We start from the raw sequence: 22,456 nt of genomic DNA on the forward strand, positions 1-22,456 counted from the left end.
GCCGCTTCGAAGGGCAAGCTGCTGATAGCGGCTGTCGGTAACGATGGCCGAAAGGCAGGGGACACCATCGGTTACCCGGCCGCTTATTCGTACGTCGTTGGCGTAGCGGCCTCCGATAAATCGGGCACAGTGTCCAAGTTTTCCTCGTCTGGCGGTTACGTGGACTTCGCGGCCCCGGGCCAGGACTTTCCTGGTTGGTGTGACGGCGATTTCCGTTCCTACTGCGACGATGTGAACGGTACGAGCTCGGCAGCCGCGATCGCCTCGGGCGCCGCCGCTCTGATCTGGTCCGCCCACCCTGACTGGACGGTGAACCAGGTCACCCGTGCTCTGATCGACACCGCCGGCCGTAGCTGGCCGAAGGACAAACCGAGCAAGTACCTCGGCTATGGTGCCGTTCGCCCGCGCGTGGTTCTGGCGAACTCCCACTACAACCCCGGTCCTGCGGACGTCGATCCACTCGCCAAGGAGAACGGCGGCGATCTGCTGGCCAAGTCCGCAGCGTCCTCCACGTCTTCCTCCTCCTCGTCCCCGTCCGCTCCTTCCTCTTCCGCATCAACCCCGTCACAAGCCCCGGAAAAGGGTTCTACCGGCGGTACTTCGGCGGCAGGATCGAGCGCGGAGTCCTCGAACGACAACACCACCCTCTGGGTCGTGCTCGGCGCTGTGGCAGCCGTCGTAGTGATCGGCGGTGGAGGCGTGGCCGCCGCGCGGGCGCGGCGTGTCAGGTGACGTCATCAGCCGTCTGTAGCCCTGTGCTCTTCGAATAGGGCGTGCAGTACGCGCCCGCCGCCGTACCGCACTGTGCGGTAGTGGGCCGAGACAGTTGGACCAACGAGACAGACAGAGAAAGGGCTGAGATGGCCGAGAACAAGCAGAAGCTCGAAGATGCCGCAGTAATCCACCTGCAGAAGCAGATGCTGGAGAAGTACGACGGCATCCGGAAGCGGGTCCACGGGCTGCAGGGCGTGATCGACGGCCTGGAGGGTCAGTGGCACGGTATCGGTCGTGCCGCCTTCGACTCGAAGCAGTACGAGATCAACCAGTCGCTGCAGGCCATCGGCGGCATCCTCGGTGACGTCATCGAGGCCATGACCGCGACGCGCAACATCAAGGACAGCAAGGAAGACGAGGTCCGCGCGGCCGTCAACAAGATTGACGTGCGGGACGGCGCTCCCACCGTGTCTCCGCTCAGCTCCTACTGACTGAGCGACACCCAGGGCTTCAGCCGGGCACCCCGGCGCATCCACTCGATACACATCAGCGAGACGAGGTAACAGGTATGGCCAACAACGCTGACGGCCTGTCAGTCACTTATGACGGGCTCGACGTCGCGGCGACCAAGATCGGCAACGAGGCGAGCCTGCTCGAGCAGGACCTGCAGGAGCTGCGCCGTCTGGTCGTGAGCAGCCTGCAGTACTGGGAGGGTGATGCCCAGGACACCTTCCACGAGAAGCTGAACCACTGGGACAAGGAAGCGAACGACATCCACCAGGCGCTGACCGGTATCGGCCACGTCGTCGCCCAGTCCGGCGGTACGTACATGGAAGGCGACAAAAAGGCGGCCAGCTACTTCCGCTAGGCCGAGAGTCGCAGAGGCGACGAAGCAACTCCAGGGTGGGCGCGCGCGGGAGGCGCCCACCCTGTTGTTGTGTCGGACCTGGGAAGCCGATCCGTCACCAGCGGCATACCCGGCGGCCCGCAAGGTCGAAGACGGGCAGACGCCGCTGAAAGGGTGCAGGCTGCCGAGGCTGTCCTCCTGGCGCCGTACTCATTCCAACCGGCGTTTCCTCCGCCGGCCATCGGGCTCGATCACGGATTGGGCACCGCAGCCGGCAGGTCGGCTTCCGAAGCGCAGCCTGCCTCCCGGGCCACCTCGCGGGAGACGGAATTAAGGATCACCATACGGTCTTTGTCGACGCTGTCCCCGTGCAGTTGGGCGTTACTGGAATACAGTTCCGCTTTCACATACTTCGTATGGCCGATGTATGCGTCTTTGGATACTGCTCTTGTGGGGCACTGAAAAAATAGGTCAGCGCCGTCGCGGCCCACTTGGGCATACAGCCCCAAGGGGTATCTGACCTTGCTGCCGTTGGCGTCCTTGCCGGATGGCGCAGGATAACTTTGGGATGCCGAAAAGCGAATTTCAAGAAGGGGCTTCCCGCTGTCGTCGCCGGTCTTGTACACCCAGCATGCTGGCCGCTCACGATATTCGTCGTGTAGATGCCTCACTGCGTTCCGTAGGGTGAACGTATGAGGCTGTCCCGTCTCGCCGGCACCGCTGGATTCGTCGAACTGATCAGTGCCGGCCAGGTTTTGCAACGCTTGCCTGGCGGAAGCGTCGAGTGCTCCGTCACAAACCTTGCTCGCACTCGTCCCTGATGGTTTCCCCTGCTCTTGCCCGGAGTTACTGCTGCAACTCCCGACAAGGAGCGCTGCAGCCGTAAGCGAGAGAGCCGTCCCGTATCTACCGTTCCTTGCGATTCGCAGCACTTTACGCCCCTGCTCAGTCCTTGTAGGGAGGCCGACCACGGTAGTCGTTCTCGTGGGAGCCGGTGCCCAGGTAGCTGCTCTTTGTTTCTTCGACCCATTGCTGCTGGTCAGCGACAGCCCTGGCGTTTGGGTGGTCCTTGAAGTACGCATCGTAGGTCGATCCGAGATCGTCGACCCCTCGGCCGTAGAATTGACGGCTCGTCATCTGTGACGGAACCAGAGGATCGGATTCCGCGTCATCCGTCGCCTTGTCGATCTCGTGTCCGAGTAGTGTATTGGCCGCATTGGTGATCGTGTCGGCGGCGACCGGGGCGATGACAACTGCGGCAGCCGTGGAACCAGGGAGCGGAATGGAGGCGACGCCACCTGCGACTACTGCCCCGACCAGCAGTTTCTTCCAGTCGCCCGACCGACCCAGTGCCTTGTTGGCTTCCTCCGAATCCTCGCCGTACGTCGTCGCCGCCTGCTCCACGCGGGAATTGTCCAGAATGCCGCGGGCTTCCGCGCCCACCGACATGATGTCCCGAGCCTGGTTCATATGCGCATCACTGGTTGGCGGATGGGCGTCGAGCATGCTCAACGTATAAACATGCTGGGCTGCTGTCACGGCCTTGTGCGAGTTCTCGTCCTGGCCGAGGACGCTCAGGAAATCGATGGCTCCCTGGTTGCCGAAGTGGGCGCGTCCGGCATATCGAGCAGGGAAGTCGCTCGCGTCCTTGCTGTGGTCCCCGATACCGGACAGCTCGTAGTCGATGTCATCGATGTATGCACCTGCCATCTTGCCCAGGCTGTCGGCCAGCTCGGGCTGATCGTGCAGCATCTTCGGGCCGTCCTCTCCACCGTAAAGGTAGGCGACCTGTTCCATGACACCTGCCGTGGCCGCGGTGCGACGATCGCCCGTGGCGATGTCCTTCGCGGACGCATCGGCGGAGTAGCCGGTCGTGGCCGCCTCCAGTGCGCGGCCGAGTGAGTTGCGGGCCGCGACGTAGTCGTGGTTGCCCTCCATTGTGGCGTCGGACACCCAGACTCGTTCCTTCGTCAGGTACTTCAGGTGCTCGTTGACCTCGGAGTCCTTGCGGACTGTGTCACCGCTGCCGTCGGGCTGGGCGAAGAACTGCGTCGATGCATCCGGATTATGACCGAGCGCTTCCAGGAATCCGGTCATTGGGTCGCGGCCACGATCGTTTTTGTAGCCCCAGTAGTTGAGGTCGCCGTCATTGAAGTTGTTGACCCAGGCGTTGATGCCCTGGCCGTTCACCTTCTTGTCGTACGCGACGAGCTTGTCGCCGTAGTCGTTGAGGAACTGGTCGTCGTAATCACCGAAGCGCATGAGGTTGGTCATGACCGCGTAACCAGTCGGGTTGCCCGCGTCGTCGATTCCGAGCTGGTCGGGACCCAGCCGGATCATCTGCCGCTCCCAGTTCTGCATCTTGTCGCTGTCCGAGAGGGTGGCTTGACCGATGATGATTCCGAGGTTCTTCTGGAGCTGTTTGGCTTGCTTGGCGCGGTCGGGGTCGTAACTTCCCTGGTAAGGATCGGCGATGCCGGCCCAGAAGGTGAGTACCTTCCTCGGGCCGACCTGCGTGGCGAACTCTTCCGCGAACAGAGGGTCGTTCTTGTACTTGGCCAGGGTCGAGTTGAGTGAGGCGAGCTCTGTACTCGTCACGTCATGCGGGTTCTTCGCAAGGATCTTGGCCATCCGGTCGGCGTCCGCGACCGCCTTGGCGGCTTCGTCCCGGCTTTCGTAGTGGGCGCCGGAGAAGCCGTACTTTGCCTGGTCGACGAGGAGTCGCAGCGCCTTGGCCGCAGTACTGTCGCTCTCAGTCGCCTTGTTGAGAATGCGCTGAATCTCGTTGCGTAGGTCCTCGACGTCTTGCTGGCTGACCGCGCTCGTGCTGCCGCTTGGGTCGGAAGCCCAGTCAGGACGAGGATTACCGGCGACGGTGAAGGTCCCGCCGCCGGTGTCGATCACGGTGCAGTACTTGTACGGTGCGCGTTCGAGGGTCTCGTTCAGTTGGTCGCGGTACTTGATGAGTTCGCCGCGGGTGTCCTTGAGAATCTTCGTGATGGAGTCCGCCTGCGTGTGGGCGTCCGCGAACTCCTCCGCGGTCTTGCCGACGAACTCTCGGCTCACCTGTGCGTTGACACCAGCCCAGTGCGCCTTGTCCGCGCGACTCTTCAGGTTGCTCTGGGCGTCTTCCTTCAGCGTCGCCAGGTTCTTGGTCATCTCCTCCCAGTCGGTGATGGCCTCACCGAGCTGCGAGAAGTTCCCGTGGCGCAATGCATCGAGATCCATGGCCGTCAGCTGCCCTTCCGCTCGTCAAAGCCCTGGTCGAGCTGGGAGATGCTGCTGAGAGTGCCGGCGATATACGACTCGTCGGCGGCGTGCTGGTTCGTGGTGTAGCGGAGGTGGTTGGAGATGTGGGCGCAGGCGTCGAGGAGGCTCTGTACCTGGTCCACCCAGCGCTCGGCTACATGATCGAGGGCAGCCCCGATGTCGAACCCCTCAGTCTTCAGTCCTCCGGCCGCCTTGATGGAGGACATACGGGCATGGTCGCTGAACCGGCTGAAGTGCTGGAACAAGTCGTGGGCAGCGGAACCGATCGCGGAAAGGTCCTCTTGGTGCACGGTGAGATCGCCACGCGTACTCTCGCCGCCTCCGTTGTCGGGAGTCACATGGTTGAGCCGCATATGGGCTGACTGGTTCTGTGCTGCCTTTGCTTTCAGCTGTTCCCACTCATCCCACGCCATGCGCGGTTCCTCCCGTCTTTCCGCTCCGGCCGATCAGCGGGAGCGTCGTCAGATCAGCAGTGCCTACGTGCCTCAGTTCTCCACATCCACCAACCCCACCTGAACCATCGGCTTCCCCCGCTTCCGAGACACGAAGATTCCCCGCCCCGCCGGCATCGGCCGCGGTCGGACGCCGCCCAGGAGGTCGCCCTCGGCCGGGTCGCCCGCGAGGACCACGCCCTGGGCGCCGAGTTCCTTGATGCGCTGCATGAAGGACTCGTAGCCGGCGCGGCCGGCGCCAGCGGTGGAGCGGGCGATGATGAAGCGGACGCCGACGTCGCGGGCGAACGGCAGCAGTTCCGTCAGGCCCGCCAGCGGGTTGCCGCTCGACGTGGACACGAGGTCGTAGTCGTCGATGACGACGTACACCGTGGGGCCCCGCCACCAGCTGCGGTTGCGCAGCTGCTCCGGGGTCACGTCGGCGGTCGGGGTGCGGCGCTGCATCAGGTCGGCCAGTGCGTCCATGTGATGCTGCATCTGGTTCGACATGGGGATGTACTCGGCCAGATGCGACTTCGGGGTCACCCCGAGCAGCGAGCGGCGGTTGTCGACGACGAAGAGCTTGCAGGTGTTGCCGTCGTACCGCTCGGTCAGGCGCTTGATCAGCAGCTTCAGCAGGTTCGACTTGCCGGACTCGCTCTCCCCGAACACCAGGAAGAACGGGTCCTGTTCGAAGTCCACGAACACCGGCTCCAGGTTGTCCTCGTCGAGGGCGAAGGAGATGCCGCGGTTCGGGAAACGGTCGCCCGGCGGAAGCTGCGTGGCCGGGAACTCGCGGGGCAGCAGACGAACCTCGGGCGCTCCCGGCTCCTGCCAGTGGCGGGTGACCTCGGCCGCGAGGGCGGTCGTCGCCTCCGCGAGGTCCGTGTCGGACGAGAGGCCGTCGATGCGCGGGACCGCCGCCATGAAGTGCTGCTTCTGCGGGGTCTGACCGCGGCCCGGCACGCCGGTGGGGACGTTCGCCGCGACCTTGCGGTCGATCTCGGAGTCCATGGGGTCGCCCAGCCGCAGCTCGAGGCGGTTCATCAGGTGGTCCTTCAGGTTCGCGCGGACCTCCATCGAGCGCGAGGCGGTGAGGATGAGGTGGATGCCGTAGCCCAGGCCGCGCGCGGCGATATCCAGCACCAACGGCTCCAGCGCCTCGTAGTCGGTGCGGAAGTTGCCCCAGCCGTCGATGACCAGGAAGACGTCACCCCAGGGCTGGTCGGTCACCGAGATGTCCCCACGCGCGCGTCGGGCGCGGAACTCAGCGATGGAGGAGATGCCCGCCGAGCGGAAGTACTCCTCGCGCCGGGTCATGACGCCGTACACCTCGGCCGCCGTGCGCCGGACCTTCTCCGGGTCCAGACGTGACGCGACACCACCCACATGCGGCAGACCGGCTACCGAGGCCATACCGCCACCACCGAAGTCCAGGCCGTAGAACTGCACTTCCCACGGGGTGTGGGTCAGCGCGAAGGACGCGATGATCGAGCGCAGCAGCGTCGACTTGCCGGACTGGGGGCCGCCGATGATCTGCATGTGGCCGGCCGCGCCGCCGAAGTCCAGCCACAGCGGGTCGCGCCGCTGCTCGTACGGCTTGTCGATCAGGCCGGTCGGGATGACGAGCCTGCCCGCGCCCTCGTAACCCGGCTGGGTCATACCGCGGCCGGGCACCGGGGCGAGCCCCGGCAGCAGCGCGTCGAGCGAGGGCGGGCTGTCCAGCGGGGGCAGCCACACCTGGTGGGCGGCCGGGCCCTGGGCCTCCAGACGCCGCACGATCACGTCGAGGACGGTGTCGGCGAGCGCGTCGTCCTGCCGCTTGTCGGTCTCCTCCTGCCGCTGCTGCGGGACCGGCACGTACTGCACGGGGATCTCGGCCGCCGTGAAGAGGACCGGCTTGCGGTCGACGGGCAGCGGGCCGCCGAGCGCCGCGGCCTGCTGAGAGCTGGTGCGGTACACCCCGGAGACGTACGCGGCCTTGAAGCGCACCATCTCGTCCGTGCCGTACTTCAGGAAGCCGGAGCCGGGGACGTTCGGGAGTTCGTAGGCGTCCGGGACGCCGAGTGCGGCGCGGGACTCGGCCGCCGAGAACGTCCGCAGACCGATTCGGTACGACAGATACGTCTCCAGGCCCCTCAGACGGCCTTCCTCCAGGCGCTGCGAGGCCAGCAGCAGGTGCACGCCCAGCGAACGGCCGATACGGCCGATCTGCACGAACATCTCGATGAAGTCGGGCTTGGCGGTCAACAGCTCGCTGAACTCGTCGATCACCAGGACGAGGGACGGGATCGGCTGCAGCGGGGCACCCGCCGCACGCGCCTTCTCGTAGTCGTGGATGTTGGCGTAGTTGCCCGCGTCACGGAGCATCTCCTGACGGCGGTTCAGCTCACCCCGGATGGAGTCACCCATGCGGTCGACGAGGGTGAGGTCGTCCGCGAGGTTGGTGATCACGGCCGCCACGTGCGGCAGCTGGGCCATGCCCGCGAACGTGGCACCGCCCTTGAAGTCGGCGAGGACGAAGTTGAGCGTTTCGGATGAGTGGGTCACGGCGAGGCCGAGGACCAGGGTGCGCAGCAGCTCGGACTTGCCGGAACCGGTCGCACCGACGCACAGGCCGTGCGGGCCCATGCCTTCCTGCGCCGCTTCCTTGAGGTCGAGCATCACGGGCCGACCGTCCTCGCCGACACCGATCGGCACGCGCAGCCGCTCCGACTGCGAGCGGGGCCGCCAGGTCCGCTTCGGGTCGACCGAGGCGGCGTCGCCCAGGTTCAGCAGGTCGGTGAACTCCAGGTTGGCGAGCAGCGGTTCGTCGTCGTCGCCGCCCGATGCCATGCGCAGCGGCGCCAGCTGACGCGCCAACGCCTCCGCGGCCTCGTACGAAAGGACGTCCGGGGTCCCCTCGTAGACCATGCCGTGGGCGGACTCCAGGCGCAGTTCCCTGGGCTGCACGACGACCGACAGGTCGCCGCGCCCGATGGTGAGGTCGCCCGGTACGACCTCCAGGACCGTCACGCCCTGCAGGCCCTCCGGGCTGGCCAGCAAGGAGGTGGGCGGGAGGGAGATGCCGTCGAGCACCACCACCAGATGCGGCTGCTCGGGAACGGGCGGCCCGGAGGGATGGAAACGCGGGCGGCCCTCCAGACGGGAGGCGAGCCGGTCCTCCAGCTCCACCGGGTCGGTGCTGATCAGGCGCATGCTGCCGGCACCGTCGGTGACGCCCGGTGCCTGCACGTGCGGAAGCCACTTGGCCCACTCCCATTCGGGCGCCGACTCACGCGCGGTGACGACGGCGATGACGAGGTCCTCGGGGGAGTGCAGCGAGGCGAGGGAGGCCGTGACGGCTCGGGCGGTGCCGCGCACGGTGCCCGGCTCGCCGCTGATCGTCACGTGGTAGAAGGCGCGCAGCGACACTGCCATCGGCAGGTCGTCGAGGGTGCTGTGCGTCGCCAGGAAGCGCTGCATGGCGCCGGCGGTCAGCGGCTCCAGCTCGTCGACCGGGGCGGTCTGGGGCGGGATCAGGGGCGTGGCCAGGCCCTGCGGACCGAGGCCCACGCGCACCTGTCCGAAGTCCTCGTCGGCGGTGCGCCGTTCCCACACCCGGCTGCCCTCGGCGACCAGCGCCCACAGTTGCTCCGGCGAAGGGTGCAGGTAGTACTGGGTGTCGCGCTGGGCCTTCGCGGTCTCCATGGCGGCGCGGCGGGTCTGCGACAGATAACGGAGGTAGTCACGGCGCAGGTCGGCCATCTGCCCCTGATTGCCGCGGCGGTAGCGGACGAGCATGGAGATGCCCATGGCGATCGTCGAGGCAACCATCACCAGGCCCATGATCTTCATGAAGGGCTGGGCCTGCGGGTTGAAGAAGAACACCACGGATCCGCCCATGCCCAGCATGGGCAGGAGCTGCATCAGTGCGCCTTCCTGCTGACCGCGCGGCAGTTCCGGCGGAGCCTGCAGCACGACCTCGTCCGTGGGCACTTCCTTCGGCAGTGCCCGCGGTGGGCGCTTGACGACGATGTGGCTCACTACGCACCAATTCCCTTGCCGGACCGAGATGTTTCATCCGCCGCCCCGTGTCAGGCGGACGTCGATCGCGAACCGCGATCCTACTGACAACCACTGACAACGGCGGGCGGTAGGGTGCCGGTGAAGCGCGTGAGCAGTTGCGAATCGTTCCGGGAAAACCGGGGCAATACGCACCTGTCAAAGCAGGCGTCTCCCGCGGATCCCGGCCAGAACCGCTCGGTCGGCCGGTGGAACGGGAAGGCGCCGCACAACCTACACAGCATCTTTACGGGCGGAGGGTGCGCGGTGGCACCGTAGGCCGCCCCACCACCGACGAGGGGGAACAGCAGGTGAGCATGACGGCCTCCGCGCCGGCCGGCGCGACCGGTGGACCGGGCACCGGAGCCCCTTCCGGGGCGGGTATGGGCTTCGGCTTCTGCCGCGTCACCATCGTGGCGCCCGACAGCCGCATCGACGTCGCGCTGCCCGACGACGTACCGGTCGCCGACCTCTACCCGGAGATCCTGCGCCTGTCCCAGCAGAGCCCCGCCGAGGGCGCTCCGGTCGGCTACCACCTCGTACGCCGTGACGGCACCGTCCTCGACGGCGCCCGGTCCTTCACGGCCCAGCGCATCCTCGACGGCGAGCTGCTCACCTTGCGCCCGTTCGCCGAGTCGCTGCCCCCGGCCGTCCTCGACGACGTCTCCGAGGCGGTGGCCGCCGCCGTCACCCGGGACCGCACCCTGTGGAGCGGCGACCTCACCCGCGCCGCCGGTCTCGTCGCGGGCGGCATCCTGCCCGCGCTGCTCGCGTTCGTGGCGTGGAGCTCGCAGATCCGGCACGACATGCACAGCCTGCAGGGCATCATCGCGGGCGTCTGCGGCATCCTGCTCGTCACGATCGCGTGCGTACGCGCGCGTGTGTACGACGACCGGGGCTCCGCCGTCGCGCTGGGACTCGGCGCCCTGCCCAACGTCGCCGTGGCCGGCTCGGGCCTGCTGTCGCTCTCCGCCGGCGAGGGCATCGGGCGACTGCAGTTCCTGCTCGCCTGCACGACCGTCCTGGTCGCCTCCCTGGTGCTCACCCTGGTGTCACCGGGCGGCGACGGCCCCTTCGTGGCGTTCGCCTTCGCCTCCGCCATCGGTCTGATCACGACCTTCATCGCGATCCTCACCGAGCTGAAGCCCATCGAGACGGCCGCCGTCTGCGCCCCGCTCTCCGTCGTGGCGCTGGCCTTCCTCCCCGGCCTCTCCATGCGTTTCGCACGCCTGCCCATCGGCTTCGAACCGCCCAACCCCTCCCGCGGCGGCTACGACACCGGCGAGCCCGCGCCCCAGGAGCCCGTGGACGCCGAGCGCGTGGCCGCACGGGCCCGGCGCGGCCACGAACTCCTCGTCGGCCTCGTCGGCGGCTGCGCTCTCCTCGCGGTGGGCGCGTCGATCGTGCTCGGCTTCTCCAGCAACATCTGGGCCCAGCTGCTGGCTCTCGCGACGGGCGTGGCGATGCTCATGCGGGCGCACCTGTTCCGTTACACCGCGCAGGTCGGCGCCACGCTGGCGGCGGGCCTCGCCGCCATCGTCTTCCTCGGTCTGGGGCTGGCCCTGAACCCGCCGCGGGACTACCTGATCGATGCTCTCCGGGGCGACACCGCGGCCCTCGACATCCGGAGCGTCTGGCTCGCCGCCGCCGTCGCCGCGGCCACCGCCCTGGTCACCGCGATCGCGCTGATCACCCCACGGCGCGGTGTCACCCCCTTCTGGGGGCGCTTCCTGGAGATCGCCGAGAGCTTCGTCCTGCTCACGCTGATCCCGCTGGCACTGGCCGTCTTCGACGTGTACGCGCAGGCGCGGGCCATGACCAGTTAAGAGCCGGACGGCGCAAGCGGGCCGTCACCGGCGAGGAGCCGGACGGCAAAAAGGGCGGCACGCGCGTGCCGCCCTTTCTCATGCGTGGCTCACACGTCCAACCCCCCGTTATGAGCCATAGGCTTCAGATCGAACTCCCCGTCCCGAGCCCCCAGCACGAAGGCCCGCCACTCCGCCTCGGTGTAGCGCAGCACCGTGTCCGGGTCGAGCGAGGACCGCATCGCCACCGCCCCGCCGGGCAGGTAGGCGATCTCGACCCGCTCCTCGTGTTCCTCCGTGCCCGGCGCGCAGTGCCACTCGACGCCGGAGATGTCGAGGGCGTACAGCTCGTCCCGCTCCCGCTCCTTGCGCGCCTTGATCTCCGCTTCCGTTTCCGCCATCGTGCAGCGACCCCTTCCCGAGGTAGGTACGGTCCCGGCGCTCACCCTAGTGGCCGGGGCCGCCCCGCCAGGACGGTTCGCCGACCGGGCGTAAGGTGCCCGCCACGGCCTGGTACCCTGAGTGACGGCCGTTTGTGTACGCACCCCCGGAACCGCCCCGTGCTCGTTCTGGAGGCCGCGCCCAGCGGATCCCCGCCTCCCGAGTAACGGAAGCTCCCCCGAGACGTAGACCGGGGGCACTCGGTGGCACTCAACAGACTATGAGGAGTACGCGTGTCGCTCGACGCCGCTACGAAGAAGCAGATCATCGCCGAGTTCGGTACCAAGGAGGGTGACACCGGCTCCCCCGAGGTCCAGGTCGCTCTGCTCTCCCGTCGGATCTCCGACCTGACGGAGCACCTCAAGACCCACAAGCACGACCACCACTCCCGCCGTGGCCTGCTGATCCTCGTCGGTCAGCGCCGCCGCCTTCTCCAGTACCTGGCGAAGAAGGACATCCAGCGCTTCCGTGCGCTGGTCGACCGCCTCGGCATCCGCCGCGGTGCGGCGGGCGCCCGGTAAGACGCCGTGAGGGGAGCGGTTCCCGAAAGTACTCGGGGGCCGCTCCCTTTGCCGTATGCGGGGTACCTGTCACGCACACGGAACCCTCCGCCTAGGTGCGGAGACGTGCGGAGACGTGCGGAGTGTCACTCACGCTTTGTAGTGTGGTAGCACAACGCAATACGCACGACACGGAACGACGTACGACACAGCACCACGACGTACGGAACAGAACGAGGAGGAGCGCACCTAGCCGCCGCCGGTCCTCGGTAGTGGCCCCCGGGGGGAAGCGAGCCCCGGGTGCTTCGATCGAAGACCGGCCCGCACCGCACGGAGCGCTTCTCCGCCACCGTCCCCCTGCCACACGGGCAGCCAAGGGACGAAAGACGATACGTAACGGAGAAAACGCTAGTGGAGAACGAGACCCACTACGCCGAGGCCGTCATCGACAACGGTCCCTTCGGCACCCGCACCATCCGCTTCGAGACGGGCCGCCTGGCCAAGCAGGCCGCCGGGTCCGCCGTGGCGTACCTGGACGACGACACCATGGTGCTGTCGGCCACCACCGCCTCCAAGAACCCCAAGGACCAGCTCGACTTCTTCCCGCTGACGGTGGACGTCGAGGAGCGGATGTACGCCGCCGGCAAGATCCCCGGCAGCTTCTTCCGCCGTGAGGGCCGGCCGTCCGAGGACGCCATCCTCACCTGCCGCCTCATCGACCGTCCGCTGCGCCCGTCCTTCAAGAAGGGCCTGCGCAACGAGATCCAGGTCGTCGCCACGATCATGGCCCTCAACCCCGACCACCTGTACGACGTCGTGGCGATCAACGCCGCGTCCGCGTCCACGCAGCTGGCCGGTCTGCCCTTCTCCGGCCCGATCGGCGGCGTCCGCGTCGCGCTGATCCGCGGCCAGTGGGTCGCGTTCCCGACGCACACCGAGCTCGAGGACGCCGTCTTCGACATGGTCGTCGCCGGTCGCGTCCTGGAGGACGGCGACGTCGCGATCATGATGGTCGAGGCCGAGGCCACCGAGAAGACCATCAAGCTGGTCGAGGGCGGCGCCGAGGCGCCGACCGAGGAGGTCGTCGCCGCCGGTCTGGAGGCCGCCAAGCCCTTCATCAAGGTCCTGTGCCGGGCGCAGGCCGACCTCGCCGCGAAGGCCGCCAAGCCGACCGCCGAGTTCCCGATCTTCCTGGACTACCAGGACGACGTGTTCGAGGCCCTGACCGCGGCCGTCCGCCCCGAGCTGGCCCAGGCGCTCACCATCGCCGGCAAGCAGGAGCGCGAGGCCGAGCTGGACCGCGTCAAGGGTCTGGCCGCCGAGAAGCTCCTGCCGGAGTTCGAGGGCCGTGAGAAGGAGATCTCCGCCGCGTACCGCTCGCTCACCAAGCAGCTGGTCCGCGAGCGTGTGATCAAGGAGAAGAAGCGCATCGACGGCCGCGGTGTCACCGACATCCGCACCCTGGCCGCCGAGGTCGAGGCCATCCCGCGGGTGCACGGTTCCGCGGTGTTCGAGCGTGGCGAGACCCAGATCCTGGGCGTCACCACCCTCAACATGCTCCGCATGGAGCAGCAGCTGGACACCCTCTCCCCGGTGACCCGCAAGCGCTACATGCACAACTACAACTTCCCGCCGTACTCCACCGGTGAGACCGGCCGCGTCGGCTCCCCGAAGCGCCGCGAGATCGGCCACGGCGCCCTCGCCGAGCGCGCCCTCGTGCCGGTGCTGCCCACGCGCGAGGAGTTCCCCTACGCGATCCGCCAGGTCTCCGAGGCGCTGAGCTCCAACGGCTCGACGTCCATGGGCTCGGTCTGCGCCTCCACCATGTCGCTGCTGAACGCCGGTGTGCCGCTGAAGGCCCCGGTCGCCGGTATCGCCATGGGCCTGATCTCCCAGGAGATCGACGGCGAGACGCACTACGTCACCCTCACCGACATCCTCGGTGCGGAGGACGCCTTCGGTGACATGGACTTCAAGGTCGCCGGTACCAAGGAGTTCGTGACCGCCCTCCAGCTCGACACCAAGCTGGACGGCATCCCGGCCTCCGTCCTGGCCGCGGCCCTCAAGCAGGCCCGCGACGCGCGTCTCCACATCCTCGACGTGATGATGGAGGCCATCGACCGGCCCGACGAGATGAGCCCGCACGCTCCGCGGATCATCACCGTCAAGATCCCGGTCGACAAGATCGGTGAGGTCATCGGCCCCAAGGGCAAGATGATCAACCAGATCCAGGAGGACACCGGCGCCGAGATCACCATCGAGGACGACGGCACGATCTACATCGGCGCCGCCGACGGACCCTCCGCCGAGGCCGCCCGCGCCACGATCAACGGCATCGCCAACCCGACGATGCCCGAGGTCGGCGAGCGGTACCTGGGTACGGTCGTCAAGACGACCACCTTCGGTGCGTTCGTCTCCCTGCTGCCCGGCAAGGACGGTCTGCTGCACATCTCGCAGATCCGCAAGCTCGCCGGCGGCAAGCGCGTGGAGAACGTCGAGGACGTCCTCGGCGTGGGCCAGAAGGTCCAGGTCGAGATCGCCGAGATCGACTCCCGCGGCAAGCTCTCCCTCGTTCCGGTGATCGAGGGCGAGGAAGGCGACGAGACCGCGAAGGACGACGCCGAGCAGTGACGTCCCGTAGCTCCAAGGTGACGGCCCGCCCCTCCTCGGAGGCGCGGGCCGTCGCCCGTACCCAAACCCTCATCAAGGGCACAGGCGGCATCGGTACGGTCCGCAAGTCCACCCTCCCGGGCGGCCTGCGCATCGTCACCGAGACCCTGCCCTCGGTCCGCTCCGCCACCTTCGGCATCTGGGCGCACGTCGGCTCCCGCGACGAGACCCCGTCCCTGAACGGCGCCACGCACTACCTGGAGCATCTGCTCTTCAAGGGCACGACCCGCCGCAGCGCGCTCGACATCTCCTCCGCGCTCGACGCGGTCGGCGGCGAGATGAACGCGTTCACGGCCAAGGAGTACACGTGCTACTACGCGCGCGTGCTCGACACCGACCTGCCCCTCGCCATCGACGTCGTCTGCGACATGCTGACCGGCTCGCTGATCCTCGAGGAGGACGTCAACGTGGAACGCGGCGCGATCCTCGAAGAGATCGCCATGACCGAGGACGACCCGGGCGACTGCGTGCACGACCTGTTCGCGCACACCATGTTCGGCGACAACGCCCTCGGCCGCCCGGTCCTCGGCACGGTCGACACGGTCAACGCCCTCACCGCCGACCGCATCCGCCGCTTCTACCGCAAGCACTACGACCCGACCCACCTCGTGGTCGCATGCGCCGGCAACATCGACCACGGCAAGGTCGTACGACAGGTCCGCGCGGCCTTCGAGAAGGCGGGCGCCCTGCGTGACCCGGACGCGCAGCCCATCGCCCCGCGCGAGGGCAGCCGTACGATCCGCACGTCCGGCAAGGTCGAACTGCTCGCCCGCAAGACCGAGCAGGCCCATGTCGTCCTCGGCATGCCCGGCATCGCCCGCGCCGACGACCGTCGCTGGGCCATGGGCGTGCTCAACACCGCCCTCGGCGGCGGCATGTCCTCCCGGCTCTTCCAGGAGGTCCGGGAGAAGCGCGGCCTCGCCTACAGCGTGTACTCGTACACCTCCGCCTTCGCGGACTGCGGCCTGTTCGGCGTCTACGCCGGCTGCCGGCCCAGCCAGGTGCACGACGTCCTGCGGATCTGCCGTGACGAACTCGACCACGTCGCGCAGAACGGCCTCTCCGACGACGAGATCGCCCGCGCCATCGGCCAGCTGCGGGGCTCCACGGTCCTGGGCCTGGAGGACACCGGCGCGCTGATGAACCGTATCGGCAAGAGCGAGCTGTGCTGGGGCGAGCAGATGTCCGTGGACGACATGCTCGCGAAGATGGCGGCGGTCACCCCGGACGAGGTCCGCGCGGTCGCCCGCGACATCCTGGGACAGCGCCCGTCGCTGTCGGTCATCGGTCCCCTCAAGGACAAGCAGGCCTCCCGGCTGCATGACGCGGTGGCCTGAAACACCACCGGTTAGGAAACAGGAACATGAGCAAGCTGCGCGTGGCGGTCCTCGGTGCCAAGGGCCGGATCGGGTCGGAGGCGGTCAAGGCGGTCGAGGCCGCCGAGGACATGGAGCTGGTTGCCGCACTCGGCCGCGGCGACAAGCTGGAGACGCTGGCGGAGACCGGCGCCCAGGTCGCCGTCGAGCTGACCACCCCCGCCTCGGTCATGGGCAACCTGGACTTCTGCGTGCGCCACGGCATCCACGCCGTCGTCGGTACGACGGGCTGGACCGAGGACCGCCTCGCGCAGCTGAGGGGCTGGCTCGCCCAGTCCCCGGAGACCGGCGTGCTCATCGCACCGAACTTCTCCATCGGGGCCGTGCTGACGATGAAGTTCGCGCAGATCGCCGCGCCGTACTTCGAGTCGGTGGAGGTGGTCGAACTGCACCACCCGAACAAGGTGGACGCGCCGAGCGGTACGGCCACACGCACGGCCCAGCTCATCGCCGAGGCCCGCCGGGCGGCCGGGACGGCACCGGCGCCGGACGCCACCGTCACGGCCCTGGACGGCGCGCGGGGCGCCAGCGTCGACGGCGTCCCCGTGCACGCGGTCCGCCTGCGCGGCCTGCTGGCCCACCAGGAGGTGCTGCTCGGCGGCGAGGGCGAGACCCTCACCATCCGCCACGACTCCCTGCACCACAGCAGCTTCATGCCGGGCATCCTGCTCGGCGCGCGCCGCGTGGTGACCACTCCGGGCCTCACCTTCGGCCTGGAACACTTCCTGGACCTGAGCTGAGACGACCGAGCCGAGACAGACGCCTCCGATGCGCGCGAAGATCACCTACCTCGTCACGGCCGCCGTCCTGGTCTTCTATTTCGTCCTGGTCGGCAGCCGCGGCGTGATGCTCATCCAGTCCGGCACGGTCGTCACCGTCACCTTCGGCGTGGCGGTGCTGGTCCTGCCGCTCATCGGCCTGTGGTTCCTGTGGAAGAACACCCAGTTCGTCCGCAAGGCCAACCAGCTCGCCGCCGAACTCGACGCCGAGGGCGGCCTGCCGGTCGACGAGCTGAAGCGCCTGCCCAGCGGCCGGATCGACCGCGACTCGGCCGACGAGGTGTTCGCCAAGCGCAAGGCCGAGACGGAGGCGTCCCCGGACGACTGGCGCTGCTGGTTCCGCCTGGCCGTGGCCTACCACGACGCCCGCGACACCCCCCGCGCCCGCAAGGCGATGCAAAGGGCCATCGCCTTGCACGACGGAAAGCCAGTCCAGGTCTGACGGCGAGCACCCCCGCCGGGCGGTCGGGCCGTCACAGGGGGTATCCCTCCGGGGAGGCATCCGCCGACGCGGGTCAGCGACCCCCGGCCCGCACCGGCACACCGCGCTGTTCGCTCAGCGGCCCCCGTACTCCGCCGCCCACGCCTCCACCGCGTCCGCCGCCCGGTCGAAAGCCATCGGCCGGCCGAGGAAGTCCAGGCCGTGCGTGGTGAGCAGCGGCGGGGTGTCCTCCGGACGCCGGTCCTTACGGACGAGCGCCAGCGCCTGCCCCTGCACCGTGCGCGGCAGACCGAGCCAGCGCACCGGCTGCTGCACCGTCCGCACCGAGACCACCCGCGGCCACGGCACCGTCCGCGTCGCCAGGAAGCCGGTGCGGCGCAGCCCGCGCCTGCTCACCCACACCCCCATGCGCAGCAGCCGCAGCGCGCCGACGACGATCGCCAGGCCCACGCCGAGGACCACCCCGGCGTCGGTCAGCGAGCCGGTGAGCGCGGTGAGCACGGCGGCGAACAGCACGAACGAGGCGAGCAGCAGCACCAGCGCGGCCACGCCCACTCGCCAGGGACCGGGCCGGTACGGGCGCCGCCAGCGGTCCGGGTCGTCGTACGGCAGCGCACTCTCGGCCGTCGTCTCGAAGGTGCGGTCGGCCGTCAGGAAGGGCAGGGGCACGGCTGGTCCTCACTCGGTCCTCACGGGGGCTGTGCCGGTGAGGCTATCCGGCCCCGTTCCCGCTCACCAGCCTTGGGCGTCCGGAAGGGGCAGTGCCCGCGCTCAGTGCCCCTGGGACGCCTGGGACTGCTGAGCCGGCGTACCGGACGGGGTGGAGAGCGCCGGCATGCCCAGGACCAGGGCACCTATGAGCCCGGCGACGATGGTGAGGCCCAGCAGCCAGCGCCCGGCAAGCTCGCCGAACGAGGCCCGCCGGCGGGGCGGGGGAGTGACATTGCTGCGGAACCTGTCCGCCTCGGCCAGGAAGGCGAAGGGCAGGGGCTCGCGCCGGAACATGGTGGGTGCCGCTCCTCTCGGGGATTGGTGATCGAATGTGCAGACCTCACCGATACAGACGATCGAGTGACACAAAAGGTGCCCATGTCCGAAAAATCGCGGGTGCGTTTTTTGAGGCGAGGTGGTGCCAGGCCCCGCCGGGTGCCCCCGTAAGGTGGTCGCCAACCAACGAAGTGATGGGAAGGACCCCAACCCCCGTGACCACCCCCGAGTCGCTCACGTTCCGCAGTGACGTCACCGTCGAGCTGGTGAAGTCCAGCGCTTCGGACGCCGACGTGCTCTTCGCCGCCCGCGTCTCCACCGCCGGCGAGCAGTCCCTGGACGAACTGAAGAAGGACCCCGAGCGCTCCAAGGGCCTGATCAACTACCTGATGCGCGACCGGCACGGCAGCCCGTTCGAGCACAACTCGATGACCTTCTTCATCAGCGCCCCGATCTTCGTCTTCCGCGAGTTCATGCGGCACCGGGTCGGCTGGTCGTACAACGAGGAGTCCGGCCGGTACCGCGAGCTCCAGCCGGTCTTCTACGTCCCCGACGCGTCCCGCAAGCTGGTCCAGGAGGGCCGCCCCGGCAAGTACGTCTTCGTCGAGGGCACCCCGGCCCAGCACGAGGCCGTGACCAGCACCCTGCGGGAGTCGTACGAGCAGGCGTACACGGCCTACCAGAAGCTGCTCGCCGAGGGCGTGGCACGCGAGGTGGCCCGCGCGACCCTCCCCGTCGGCCTCTACTCCTCGATGTACGCCACCTGCAACGCGCGCTCCCTGATGCACTTCCTCGGCCTGCGCACCCAGCACGAGCTGGCCAAGGTGCCGTCCTTCCCGCAGCGGGAGATCGAGATGGTCGGCGAGAAGATGGAAGCGGAGTGGGCGAAGCTCATGCCGCTGACGCACGCCGCCTTCAACGCGAACGGGCGTGTGGCCCCGTAACGAAGCCTTGTTCCCCTGTCGGGAACGGATGTACGGGTCAGCCTGGCGAGGTGTCCGTATTGCGGCATTTAGAGAAGTTCATCTAGCCTGATCAAACGGACCCGGCACTGCTTGAACCCCCGAGCAGGCAGTGCCGGGCTCCATCTTTGTCCGGACTTTCCCGGCACCCCGAAGGCACACCCCGCATCGAGCACCGAGTAGCGTGTTACCCATGGCTCCGACCTCGACTCCGCAGACCCCCTTCGGGCGGGTCCTCACCGCCATGGTCACGCCCTTCACGGCGGACGGCGCACTCGACCTCGACGGCGCGCAGCGGCTCGCCGCCCACCTGGTGGACGCAGGCAACGACGGCCTGATCATCAACGGCACCACCGGCGAGTCCCCCACCACCAGTGACGCGGAGAAATCGGACCTCGTACGGGCCGTCCTGGAAGCCGTCGGCGACCGCGCCCACGTCGTCGCCGGAGTCGGCACCAACGACACCCACCACAGCATCGAGCTGGCCCGCGAGGCCGAGCGGATCGGCGCCCACGGCCTCCTGGTCGTCACGCCGTACTACAACAAGCCCCCGCAGGAGGGCCTGTACCGGCACTTCACGGCCGTCGCCGACGCCACCGGCCTGCCGGTCATGCTCTACGACATCCCCGGCCGCAGCGGCGTCCCGATCAACACCGAGACCCTCGTCCGGCTCGCCGAGCACCCCCGGATCGTCGCCAACAAGGACGCCAAGGGCGACCTCGGCCGCGCCAGCTGGGCCATCGCCCAGTCCGGCCTCGCCTGGTACTCCGGCGACGACATGCTCAACCTCCCGCTGCTCTCCGTGGGCGCGGTCGGCTTCGTCTCCGTCGTCGGCCACCTGGTCACGCCCGACCTGCGCGCCCTGGTGGACGCGTACACCTCCGGTGACGTCGTCAAGGCCACGGAGATCCACCAGAAGCTGCTCCCGGTCTACACCGGCATGTTCCGCACCCAGGGCGTCATGACCACCAAGGCCGCCCTGGCCCTCCAGGGCCTGCCCGCCGGACCGCTGCGCTCTCCCATGGTCGAGTGTTCGCCCGAGGAGATCGCCCAGCTCAAGATCGATCTTGCCGCCGGCGGGGTACAGCTCTGACAACAGACTTGGCACCACAGGGGCTTCACAACTGAAGAACAACAGAAGACGCAGGCCACCGGTGCCTGCACTCCACAACGACAACTGCTTCCGCACGAACGTCATGCGCGCCACGTGCCGTACCGGTACGTGGCGCGCGTGGTGAGGAGAGTCTTTTGAGTCATCCGCATCCTGAACTCGGCCCGCCGCCGCCGCTCCCGCAGGGCGGCCTGCGGGTCACCCCGCTCGGCGGCCTCGGCGAGATCGGCCGAAACATGACGGTCTTCGAGTACGACGGTCGCCTGCTGATCGTCGACTGCGGAGTGCTCTTCCCCGAGGAGGAGCAGCCCGGAATCGACCTGATCCTGCCGGACTTCTCGTCCATCCGGGACCGCCTCGACGACATCGAGGGCATCGTCCTCACGCACGGCCACGAGGACCACATCGGCGGTGTCCCCTTCCTGCTCCGCGAGAAGCCGGACATCCCGCTGATCGGCTCCAAGCTCACCCTCGCGCTGATCGAGGCCAAGCTGCAGGAGCACCGGATCCGTCCGTACACCCTGCAGGTGGCGGAGGGGAACCGCGAACGCATCGGCCCCTTCGACTGCGAGTTCGTCGCCGTCAACCACTCCATCCCGGACGCCCTGGCCGTCGCCATCCGCACGCCCGCCGGCATGGTCGTGCACACCGGTGACTTCAAGATGGACCAGCTCCCGCTGGACAACCGCCTCACGGACCTGCACGCCTTCGCGCGGCTGAGCGAAGAGGGCATCGACCTCCTCCTCACCGACTCCACGAACGCCGAGGTCCCGGGCTTCACCCCGCACGAGCGCGACATCTCCAGCGTCCTGCGGCAGGTCTTCGCCGGCGCCCGCAAGCGGATCATCGTGGCGAGCTTCGCCAGCCATGTCCACCGCATCCAGCAGATTCTGGACGCGGCCCACGAGTACGGCCGCCGGGTCGCCTTCGTCGGCCGCTCCATGGTCCGCAACATGGGCATCGCCCGCGACCTCGGCTACCTGAAGGTCCCGCCGGGCCTGGTGGTCGACGTCAAGACGCTGGACGACCTGCCCGACCACGAGGTGGTCCTCGTCTGCACGGGCTCCCAGGGCGAACCGATGGCGGCCCTGTCCCGCATGGCCAACCGCGACCACCAGATCCGCATCGTCCAGGGCGACACGGTCATCCTCGCGTCCTCGCTGATCCCCGGGAACGAGAACGCGGTCTACCGCGTGATCAACGGCCTGACCCGCTGGGGCGCCAACGTCGTCCACAAGGGCAACGCCAAGGTGCATGTTTCCGGCCACGCGTCCGCGGGCGAGCTGCTGTACTTCTACAACATCTGCCGCCCGAAGAACCTGATGCCGGTCCACGGCGAGTGGCGCCATCTGAGGGCGAACGCGGAGCTGGGGGCCCTGACCGGCGTCCCGCACGACCGGATCGTCATCGCCGAGGACGGTGTGGCGGTCGACCTGGTCGAGGGCAAGGCGAAGATCTCCGGCAAGGTCCAGGCGGGTTACGTCTACGTCGACGGCCTCTCGGTCGGCGATGTCGGCGAGCCGGCGCTGAAGGACCGGAAGATCCTCGGCGACGAGGGCATCATCTCGGTGTTCGTGGTCGTGGACGCCTCCACCGGCAAGATCACCGGTGGTCCGCACGTCCAGGCCCGCGGCTCCGGCATCGAGGACTCGGCCTTCGCCGACGTCATCCCGAAGATCACGGAGGTCCTGGAGCGGTCCGCCCAGGACGGCGTCGTAGAACCACACCAGCTCCAGCAGCTCGTCCGCCGGACCCTCGGCAAGTGGGTCTCGGACACCTATCGCCGCAGGCCGATGATCCTGCCGGTGGTCGTGGAGGTCTGACGCCTCGTCGGTTCGAACCAGGAGCGGGGCGCCTCGATTTGCATCGGGGCGCCTCGCTCCAGTACGTTTACGGCTCCGCCCAACCGGGAACCCCAGCACTTCACGCGCTGGACACGGATGCCCGGAGCGGGTGGGAAACCGACTCAGAACTTCTGATAAAGTCGGAACCGCCGGAAAGGGAAACGCGAGAGCGGGAACCTGGAAAGCACCGAGGAAATCGGATCGGGAAACGGTCTGATAGAGTCGGAAACGCA

Annotated in this window: 19 protein-coding genes; 12 read left to right on the forward strand and 7 right to left on the reverse strand. The window is 68.2% G+C overall.

Going from position 1 to position 22,456, the window contains the following annotated elements; genetic code table 11:
- From AB0L21_RS37980 to AB0L21_RS37990, 3 genes are all read left to right on the forward strand, one after another.
- Positions 1 to 732, forward strand: a 732-nt coding sequence (locus AB0L21_RS37980) for a S8 family serine peptidase (protein ID WP_365788597.1), incomplete at its 5' end; no start/stop codon positions are given.
- A gap of 128 nt (positions 733 to 860) precedes the next feature.
- Entirely contained in the window at positions 861 to 1,205 is a 345-nt protein-coding gene (locus AB0L21_RS37985) for a WXG100 family type VII secretion target (protein ID WP_030657588.1), read from the forward strand.
- A gap of 77 nt (positions 1,206 to 1,282) precedes the next feature.
- Positions 1,283 to 1,582: a WXG100 family type VII secretion target gene (locus tag AB0L21_RS37990; protein ID WP_365788598.1), complete on the forward strand. Its 300-nt coding sequence runs from the start codon at positions 1,283 to 1,285 to the stop codon at positions 1,580 to 1,582.
- 230 nt (positions 1,583 to 1,812) lie between these two features.
- Here AB0L21_RS37990 and AB0L21_RS37995 read toward each other — a convergent pair whose 3' ends face one another.
- From AB0L21_RS37995 to eccCa, 4 genes are all read right to left on the reverse strand, one after another.
- Positions 1,813 to 2,187, reverse strand: coding sequence for a hypothetical protein (locus AB0L21_RS37995; protein WP_365788599.1), 375 nt, complete (start codon positions 2,185 to 2,187; stop codon positions 1,813 to 1,815).
- A gap of 319 nt (positions 2,188 to 2,506) precedes the next feature.
- Positions 2,507 to 4,789, reverse strand: coding sequence for a DUF6571 family protein (locus AB0L21_RS38000; protein ID WP_365788600.1), 2,283 nt, complete (start codon positions 4,787 to 4,789; stop codon positions 2,507 to 2,509).
- A 5-nt stretch (positions 4,790 to 4,794) separates the two neighbouring features.
- Entirely contained in the window at positions 4,795 to 5,244 is a 450-nt protein-coding gene (locus AB0L21_RS38005; protein WP_365788601.1) for a hypothetical protein, read from the reverse strand.
- A 72-nt stretch (positions 5,245 to 5,316) separates the two neighbouring features.
- Positions 5,317 to 9,288 carry a type VII secretion protein EccCa gene (eccCa, locus tag AB0L21_RS38010; RefSeq protein ID WP_365788602.1) on the reverse strand — a complete coding sequence of 1,324 codons (3,972 nt, stop codon included), beginning with the start codon at positions 9,286 to 9,288 and terminating at the stop codon, positions 5,317 to 5,319.
- A gap of 335 nt (positions 9,289 to 9,623) precedes the next feature.
- On the opposite strand from eccCa, the gene eccD reads away from it, so the two are divergent.
- Positions 9,624 to 11,132 carry a type VII secretion integral membrane protein EccD gene (gene eccD, locus AB0L21_RS38015; RefSeq protein WP_365788606.1) on the forward strand — a complete coding sequence of 503 codons (1,509 nt, stop codon included), beginning with the start codon at positions 9,624 to 9,626 and terminating at the stop codon, positions 11,130 to 11,132.
- An 89-nt stretch (positions 11,133 to 11,221) separates the two neighbouring features.
- On the opposite strand, the gene AB0L21_RS38020 is transcribed toward eccD, so the two are convergent.
- Positions 11,222 to 11,512: a DUF397 domain-containing protein gene (locus tag AB0L21_RS38020; RefSeq protein ID WP_365710882.1), complete on the reverse strand. Its 291-nt coding sequence runs from the start codon at positions 11,510 to 11,512 to the stop codon at positions 11,222 to 11,224.
- Between the two features lie 273 nt (positions 11,513 to 11,785).
- Here AB0L21_RS38020 and rpsO point away from each other — a divergent pair, with 273 nt between their 5' ends.
- The 5 genes from rpsO (at position 11,786) to AB0L21_RS38045 (ending at position 17,319) form a co-directional block, all read left to right on the forward strand.
- Positions 11,786 to 12,073 carry a 30S ribosomal protein S15 gene (rpsO, locus tag AB0L21_RS38025; protein WP_103811073.1) on the forward strand — a complete coding sequence of 96 codons (288 nt, stop codon included), beginning with the start codon at positions 11,786 to 11,788 and terminating at the stop codon, positions 12,071 to 12,073.
- 390 nt (positions 12,074 to 12,463) lie between these two features.
- The gene (locus AB0L21_RS38030) at positions 12,464 to 14,683 is read left to right on the forward strand and encodes a polyribonucleotide nucleotidyltransferase (protein WP_365710880.1); all 2,220 of its coding nucleotides are present in this window, start codon (positions 12,464 to 12,466) and stop codon (positions 14,681 to 14,683) included.
- The gene (locus AB0L21_RS38035; RefSeq protein ID WP_365788603.1) at positions 14,680 to 16,059 is read left to right on the forward strand and encodes a pitrilysin family protein; all 1,380 of its coding nucleotides are present in this window, start codon (positions 14,680 to 14,682) and stop codon (positions 16,057 to 16,059) included. The genes AB0L21_RS38030 and AB0L21_RS38035 overlap by 4 nt, the downstream gene beginning before the upstream one ends.
- Before the next feature lie 26 nt (positions 16,060 to 16,085).
- Positions 16,086 to 16,838, forward strand: coding sequence for a 4-hydroxy-tetrahydrodipicolinate reductase (dapB, locus tag AB0L21_RS38040; RefSeq protein WP_030657608.1), 753 nt, complete (start codon positions 16,086 to 16,088; stop codon positions 16,836 to 16,838).
- A gap of 28 nt (positions 16,839 to 16,866) precedes the next feature.
- On the forward strand, positions 16,867 to 17,319 hold the full coding sequence (locus AB0L21_RS38045) for a tetratricopeptide repeat protein (protein ID WP_365710876.1): 453 nt from the start codon (positions 16,867 to 16,869) through the stop codon (positions 17,317 to 17,319).
- Positions 17,320 to 17,433: 114 nt separating this feature from the next.
- Here AB0L21_RS38045 and AB0L21_RS38050 read toward each other — a convergent pair whose 3' ends face one another.
- Both AB0L21_RS38050 and AB0L21_RS38055 read right to left on the reverse strand, forming a co-directional pair.
- On the reverse strand, positions 17,434 to 17,988 hold the full coding sequence (locus AB0L21_RS38050; RefSeq protein ID WP_365788604.1) for a hypothetical protein: 555 nt from the start codon (positions 17,986 to 17,988) through the stop codon (positions 17,434 to 17,436).
- 102 nt (positions 17,989 to 18,090) lie between these two features.
- A complete protein-coding gene (locus AB0L21_RS38055) occupies positions 18,091 to 18,324 on the reverse strand; it encodes a hypothetical protein (protein WP_365710872.1) in 234 nt (77 codons plus the stop codon).
- A gap of 176 nt (positions 18,325 to 18,500) precedes the next feature.
- Here AB0L21_RS38055 and thyX point away from each other — a divergent pair, with 176 nt between their 5' ends.
- The 3 genes from thyX (at position 18,501) to AB0L21_RS38070 (ending at position 22,202) form a co-directional block, all read left to right on the forward strand.
- Positions 18,501 to 19,250, forward strand: coding sequence for an FAD-dependent thymidylate synthase (thyX, locus tag AB0L21_RS38060; RefSeq protein ID WP_365710870.1), 750 nt, complete (start codon positions 18,501 to 18,503; stop codon positions 19,248 to 19,250).
- Between the two features lie 211 nt (positions 19,251 to 19,461).
- On the forward strand, positions 19,462 to 20,361 hold the full coding sequence (gene dapA, locus AB0L21_RS38065; protein WP_103811065.1) for a 4-hydroxy-tetrahydrodipicolinate synthase: 900 nt from the start codon (positions 19,462 to 19,464) through the stop codon (positions 20,359 to 20,361).
- Positions 20,362 to 20,516: 155 nt separating this feature from the next.
- Positions 20,517 to 22,202, forward strand: coding sequence for a ribonuclease J (locus AB0L21_RS38070; RefSeq protein WP_365788605.1), 1,686 nt, complete (start codon positions 20,517 to 20,519; stop codon positions 22,200 to 22,202).
- Positions 22,203 to 22,456 lie beyond the last annotated feature (254 nt).

It is taken from the genome of Streptomyces sp. NPDC052721, assembly GCF_040678315.1.
In the GTDB taxonomy this organism is placed as follows: domain Bacteria; phylum Actinomycetota; class Actinomycetes; order Streptomycetales; family Streptomycetaceae; genus Streptomyces.

Excerpts from the sequence above, each read along its gene's own strand:
- AB0L21_RS38045 (WP_365710876.1), top strand. The coding sequence starts at position 16,867 with ATGCGCGCGAAGATCACCTACCTCGTCACGGCCGCCGTCCTGGTCTTC.
- thyX (WP_365710870.1), top strand. The coding sequence starts at position 18,501 with ATGGGAAGGACCCCAACCCCCGTGACCACCCCCGAGTCGCTCACGTTC.
- AB0L21_RS38005 (WP_365788601.1), bottom strand. The coding sequence starts at position 5,244 with ATGGCGTGGGATGAGTGGGAACAGCTGAAAGCAAAGGCAGCACAGAAC.
- AB0L21_RS38000 (WP_365788600.1), bottom strand. The coding sequence starts at position 4,789 with ATGGATCTCGATGCATTGCGCCACGGGAACTTCTCGCAGCTCGGTGAG.
- eccD (WP_365788606.1), top strand. The coding sequence starts at position 9,624 with ATGACGGCCTCCGCGCCGGCCGGCGCGACCGGTGGACCGGGCACCGGA.
- dapA (WP_103811065.1), top strand. The coding sequence starts at position 19,462 with ATGGCTCCGACCTCGACTCCGCAGACCCCCTTCGGGCGGGTCCTCACC.
- AB0L21_RS37990 (WP_365788598.1), top strand. The coding sequence starts at position 1,283 with ATGGCCAACAACGCTGACGGCCTGTCAGTCACTTATGACGGGCTCGAC.
- AB0L21_RS38020 (WP_365710882.1), bottom strand. The coding sequence starts at position 11,512 with ATGGCGGAAACGGAAGCGGAGATCAAGGCGCGCAAGGAGCGGGAGCGG.
- AB0L21_RS37985 (WP_030657588.1), top strand. The coding sequence starts at position 861 with ATGGCCGAGAACAAGCAGAAGCTCGAAGATGCCGCAGTAATCCACCTG.
- dapB (WP_030657608.1), top strand. The coding sequence starts at position 16,086 with ATGAGCAAGCTGCGCGTGGCGGTCCTCGGTGCCAAGGGCCGGATCGGG.
- AB0L21_RS38055 (WP_365710872.1), bottom strand. The coding sequence starts at position 18,324 with ATGTTCCGGCGCGAGCCCCTGCCCTTCGCCTTCCTGGCCGAGGCGGAC.